A 5031-nucleotide genomic window follows, 5' to 3' on the forward strand; every position below is an offset into this window, starting at 1 on the left:
TACTATTATTCGCGAAAAATCTTCTCTTCATCCCTTGGGCTTGTCTTGGCAACTAGAATAACTGCTCCCTCTATTTATTGAGCCGATACAATTATTTGATAGCAGTTTTAGTTGCTAGTTTAGTTCGCGATCGCACCCAGACTTCAGAAACCAGGTTTCTTTGTAGATTTCTCGTGACTGTTCGCAAAACTCGTAGAAACCGGGTTTCTCGTCCATGAGCCTAGGCCCTGTATATTTTAATATTTGCAAAAACAATATGACGGAAAATCTGAATGAAAATCTGATTATGGCATTTAGATATGAAGATAGTGCGATCGCAGCCGTACCGACAAGCATTTTAGCAGAAAAGCGTTCTGCTTATCAAACTCACCAGGAATTCAGCGACGTACAACAACCAATTACTAGCGCGCCGCCCGAAGTCCGACAAATTATTGAGCGGGTATTGGAAATTGAAAAAGATAAGTTGTACATGAGAGCTCCTCGCCACATTAACGATGACATTTTAAAAATTATTAAGGAAGCAATTGTATGAAGTTAATCTCAATTACTCTGTGCAACTTTCGTCAATTTTACGGCAAAAGTCCCGAAATTAAACTAGCTTGGGGCGGGCAAAATATTACAGTAATTCACGGTAATAACGGCGCTGGAAAAACTGCCTTGATGAATGCCTTTACGTGGGTACTTTACGGAAGATTTAGCGCGGCTTTTGCGGCAGAAGAACAATTAGTAAACAAGCGCGCTCTGGCTGAGGCGGAAATGGGAAAAGCCGTAGGTTGTTGGGCGGAAATTGTGTTTGAACACGACAGCACGCGTTATCAAGCAAGACGCATTTGTCGTGCTTATAAAAGTGAAAACACTGTAGAACATGGCAAGGCTGAATTGTTTCTGAATGTAGCAAAAGAGAACGGTCTCTGGCTGAAGCCGGATCAGCATCCCGATGATATTATCGGGCGGATTTTGCCGGAAAGTTTACATAAATATTTCTTCTTTGACGGGGAGCGAATCGAGCAAATTGTCCGCCACGACAAGAAGGCAGAAATTGCGGAAGCTACTAAGGAGTTGCTGGGGGTGGAAGTGTTGAATAGATCGATCCGGCATTTAGGAGAAGCAAAAAAATCTCTTGAGACAGATTTAAATATAATTGGGAATGCTGAAACGAAGAAACTTTTAAAACAGAAGCAAAAAATTGAGCAAGAAGCTGAGCAACTTTCGATCAGACAAGTAGAAATCGAGCGGGAATTGGCGAACCAAGGAGAGTTAAAGAAAGCAGTTAATAGTAACTTGTTGGAACTTAGCGGTGCTGCGGATTTACAAAAGTTGCGAGACGAATTGGAAATGCAGAAAAATTTATTTAAGCAACAAATTGTCCAGGCTACAGATGCTCTAAAACGAGCAATTTCTGTGCGCGGTTACGCGGTGTTTCTGTCGGATGCGGCGGCTGAATTTGAAGTGATTGTCGGGGGTTTGCGGGAAAAAGGCGCGTTGCTTTCGGGGATTCAGCGACCGTTTTTGGAAGAGTTATTAGCGCAGCATCGGTGTATCTGCGGTGCGGAATTAGTGGAGGGTTCTGAATCTCGCCAACAGGTTAGCGGTTGGATGGATAAAGCGGGTGTTGGCGATGTGGAAGAAACAACTATTCGGATTAGCGATCGAGTAAATGAAATTGATAGACAAGTGGCTGATTTTTGGGAGGAAATTGACCGACAGCAAGGCAATATTAGCCGTGACAGAACCGAACTTTCTCGGGTGGAAAATCAGTTAGACGATATTCACAGCAAGCTGCGAAATTTTCCTGACGGCGATGTCAGCCGCTTGCAAAAGCGGTTGGATGAAATTGAGGCAAAAATTGGCGATTTGCACCGGGAAACAGGCTCTAACCAGCAGCAGATTGAGAGTTTGAATGCGTCGATCGCGAATCTGGACAAGCAAATCGACAAGCAGCAACTGAATGAGCAAAGGCAAGTATTAGCCCAGCGCCGGATTGCTGCGGCTCAGGATGCGATGGATCGCCTAACTGAAGTGCGATCGCGCTTAGAAAAACAGTTTTGTTCTCAGTTGGAAAAGCGGGTGCAAGATATTTTTAGTCAAATTTCTTTTACTCCTTACATCCCCAAGTTGAGCGATAAATACGAACTGACGCTAGTAGAAAATACGTCTGGTAAAGAATCTTTGGTTGCCGCTTCTACAGGAGAAAATCAAATTCTCAGTTTATCGTTTATCGGCGGAATTATTGAGGGCGTGCGGGAGTGGAGTCAAAAGAATACTTTGATGGGCCCGGATAGCAGTACGTTTCCAATTGTGATGGATTCTCCCTTTGGCAGTTTGGACGAGATTTATCGCAAGCAAATCGCGAATAAGCTGCCGAAGTTGGCGAATCAATTGGTAGTTTTGGTAACGAAAACTCAGTGGCGCGGAGAAGTTGCTCAAGAGATGGAAAGTTCCATTGGCAGGGAATACGTGCTGGTGTACAATTCTCCGAAAGCTGATTGTGAAGAAGATGCGATCGAACTTGGCGGGACGCGCTATCCTTTAGTTAAGCGCAGTCCAAATGAATTTGAATATACGGAAATTGTAGAGGTGGATTATGGCTTCTAGTTCGGCAATTACGCAGGTTTTGGAAACGGATATTTGGGTGAAAGCGACATGGGAAGAGTTTCTAGCTTTCGCTGACGATTCAACTTGGGAAAAGGGCAAGTTTTATTACTATCAAGAACACATGAGGGTAGAAATGTCACCAGTAGGGCCATTGCACGCGCGTCATAATTCGATTGTTTCGAGAGTTGTCAATTTTTATACAGCTTTTAGAAATATCCGAGTAATTGAGTTAATTAATGCCAGTTTCCGCAAAACAGGTATTGGCGAGTTTCAACCCGATCTAGCTTACTACATCGGTTCGGATTTGAGAGTTCCTCCTGATGACAGCAATTCACCTGTTGATTTGGATGAATACGATCCGCCTAATTTGGTAATAGAAATTGGGGCATCTTCTTTTAACGATGATTTAGGCAGTAAGCGGTTGCTTTACGAAAATGCAGGAATTAGTGAATATTGGGTTGAACGTGCAAACACGCGGGAGGTTTTTGCCTTTGCGATTAATAACGGAGGTAGCGGGAGAATTCAAGAGTCGCGGGTTTTACCGGGGCTGGAAATCCGGTTAGTTGAGGAAGCTTTGAACCGGAGTCAAACCCAAGATGATGGGGAAATTAATCGGTGGTTGATTCAAACTTTTAGTCAAGGTTGAAGGGAGTTTGACGTGGAAAAAGAGTATCATAAGTTGGTGCGCGATCGCATTCCTGAAATTATTCGCCAAAGCGGGAATGAATGCGAGTTTGTAATTTTGTCTGACGCAGAATACCGTCAAGCTTTGCGGCAAAAATTGATTGAAGAAGCGGGGGAAGCGGCCCAGGCCCACGAGGAAGATTTGGTGGCGGAATTGGCGGATTTGTATGAGGTAATAGATGCGGTGATGGCGAGTTATGGCATTTCGCGCGATCGACTTTTGGCGGAACAAATGAAGCGGCGGCAAGCAAGAGGAGGTTTTGCACAAAAAATTATGTTGTTGCGGACATTGTGAAGTGCGCCTGTGCGGACTGTTGGATATTTGCGAGATGTATTATAGTTAGAAACTAGATATTATGGCAATGGCTGCTAACAAAATTAGAATTGCTAAAGATAAAGCGGAGTTAGTCAAATCCTTAACTTTATCGGATAACCACACTGGCCCTTTCCAGACTTACGCCGATGTCATCGCTTTCGCCGCATCCTTGGGAAAGCAGCGGAAAAAACGATCGCCTTTGGGGGAAATTTCTAAACGAGAACCGGGTGCGATAGATGTTGATATTTTTGTATCTAGGGGTTACGATATGGCGATTAAGTTAATTGCGATTGCCGAAACCAAAAATCCTCAAATTCTTTCCCATCTCGACGAAAAATTGGAAGCAGAACGCTTGCAAATTTTTGAAGAATATGCTAATGGTGGACTGGAAATTTTGCGCGAAGAGTTGCGGGGTGCGGCGGATTATACCGATCGCCTTTTGTTGGTTTTGATTTCTGAAAGAGACAACCAACATCGGTCAAATGAAGAATTCGATTTAAGCAAGTTCTTATTTTAATAGGTTCTCAATGAAGCACATCCCTAAAAATATAATCAAGAGATCCTTAAAGGAATCTGCAAAATTTCTTGCTTACAGTTACTCAGCATTTATTATCTGCTATTTCCTTCTCAAACTATTTTTTTGGGATATAATAGGAATTATTGCCTTAATTAGCACCTTTATCCCCTTAATTTTCTTCCCTACTTTCCTGCTTCCCATCATCGGATTGTTAATTATCAAAAAAAGATGGTTCACTATTATTTCTGCGATCGCCTGCCTTCTCCTAATAAGTTGGCTGCACGTCAAATACTTTTCTCCCGCACCCATCAACATCACAGACTCGCAGCCCAGCATCAAAGTTTTATCCCATAACCTCAGTTGGCATAAAACTCAGTCACCTACTTTATTTAAACTGATTCAGCAGCAAAAACCCGATATTATCTTTTTACAAGAAATCGTTAGGAAACATACCGAAAGAGCTTTCACCTGGTTAAAAGCAGACTACCCCTATCAAATTGGCACTCCCCCTGCAGGAATTCTCAGTAAATATCCAATTGTATCCAGCGAAATACTGCATTTAGCCGGCCATCCAGAAACGCAGCAGCGGGCAATTATTAAATTTAACGGACAAGAAGTAGTGATTTATAATATGCAAGCTACCGGGCCGTGGTTGAAGATATCTAAAAAATTTGGTTTTATCAAAATTCCAGTTTACAAATATGACAAACGATCGCCTGAAATTCAAGACTTAGTGCAGCGAGTTGAGCGAGAAACTCTGCCAGTAATTGTCGCGGGCGATTTTAATATGACAGACGAAACTCAAGACTATGACAGGGTGCAGAAAGTCAGGGTGCATCTCACTTTGGCACATACATCAAATTGAAAGTTGACCGTTGAGATAAGCACAGCGAAGAGCAAGCATAGAGGAAACGTTCTC

The 5031-nt window shown here is 42.9% G+C and carries 6 protein-coding genes; all 6 read left to right on the forward strand.

Annotated elements, in window-relative coordinates; all coding sequences use genetic code 11:
* Positions 1-256 precede the first annotated feature (256 nt).
* The 6 genes from E5S67_RS30850 to E5S67_RS30875 all read left to right on the forward strand — a co-directional run bounded on the left by E5S67_RS30850 (position 257) and on the right by E5S67_RS30875 (position 4977).
* Positions 257-532: a hypothetical protein gene (locus tag E5S67_RS30850; RefSeq protein WP_172193115.1), complete on the forward strand. Its 276-nt coding sequence runs from the start codon at positions 257-259 to the stop codon at positions 530-532.
* Positions 529-2595, forward strand: a complete 2067-nt coding sequence (locus E5S67_RS30855) for an AAA family ATPase (RefSeq protein WP_172193117.1) — start codon at positions 529-531, stop codon at positions 2593-2595. Before E5S67_RS30850 ends, E5S67_RS30855 begins: the two co-directional genes overlap by 4 nt.
* Positions 2585-3241, forward strand: a complete 657-nt coding sequence (locus E5S67_RS30860; RefSeq protein ID WP_172193119.1) for a Uma2 family endonuclease — start codon at positions 2585-2587, stop codon at positions 3239-3241. Before E5S67_RS30855 ends, E5S67_RS30860 begins: the two co-directional genes overlap by 11 nt.
* 12 nt (positions 3242-3253) lie before the next feature.
* Complete coding sequence (locus E5S67_RS30865; RefSeq protein WP_172193121.1) at positions 3254-3574, forward strand: nucleoside triphosphate pyrophosphohydrolase; 321 nt, start codon at positions 3254-3256, stop codon at positions 3572-3574.
* Between the two features lie 67 nt (positions 3575-3641).
* Positions 3642-4112 carry a DNA phosphorothioation-associated protein 4 gene (locus E5S67_RS30870; RefSeq protein ID WP_172193123.1) on the forward strand — a complete coding sequence of 157 codons (471 nt, stop codon included), beginning with the start codon at positions 3642-3644 and terminating at the stop codon, positions 4110-4112.
* 10 nt (positions 4113-4122) lie between these two features.
* A complete protein-coding gene (locus E5S67_RS30875) occupies positions 4123-4977 on the forward strand; it encodes an endonuclease/exonuclease/phosphatase family protein (protein WP_172193125.1) in 855 nt (284 codons plus the stop codon).
* The last annotated feature ends 54 nt before the right edge of the window (positions 4978-5031 follow it).

This window comes from Microcoleus asticus IPMA8, from assembly GCF_013179805.1.
Classification (GTDB): Bacteria; Cyanobacteriota; Cyanobacteriia; order Cyanobacteriales; family Microcoleaceae; genus Microcoleus; species Microcoleus asticus.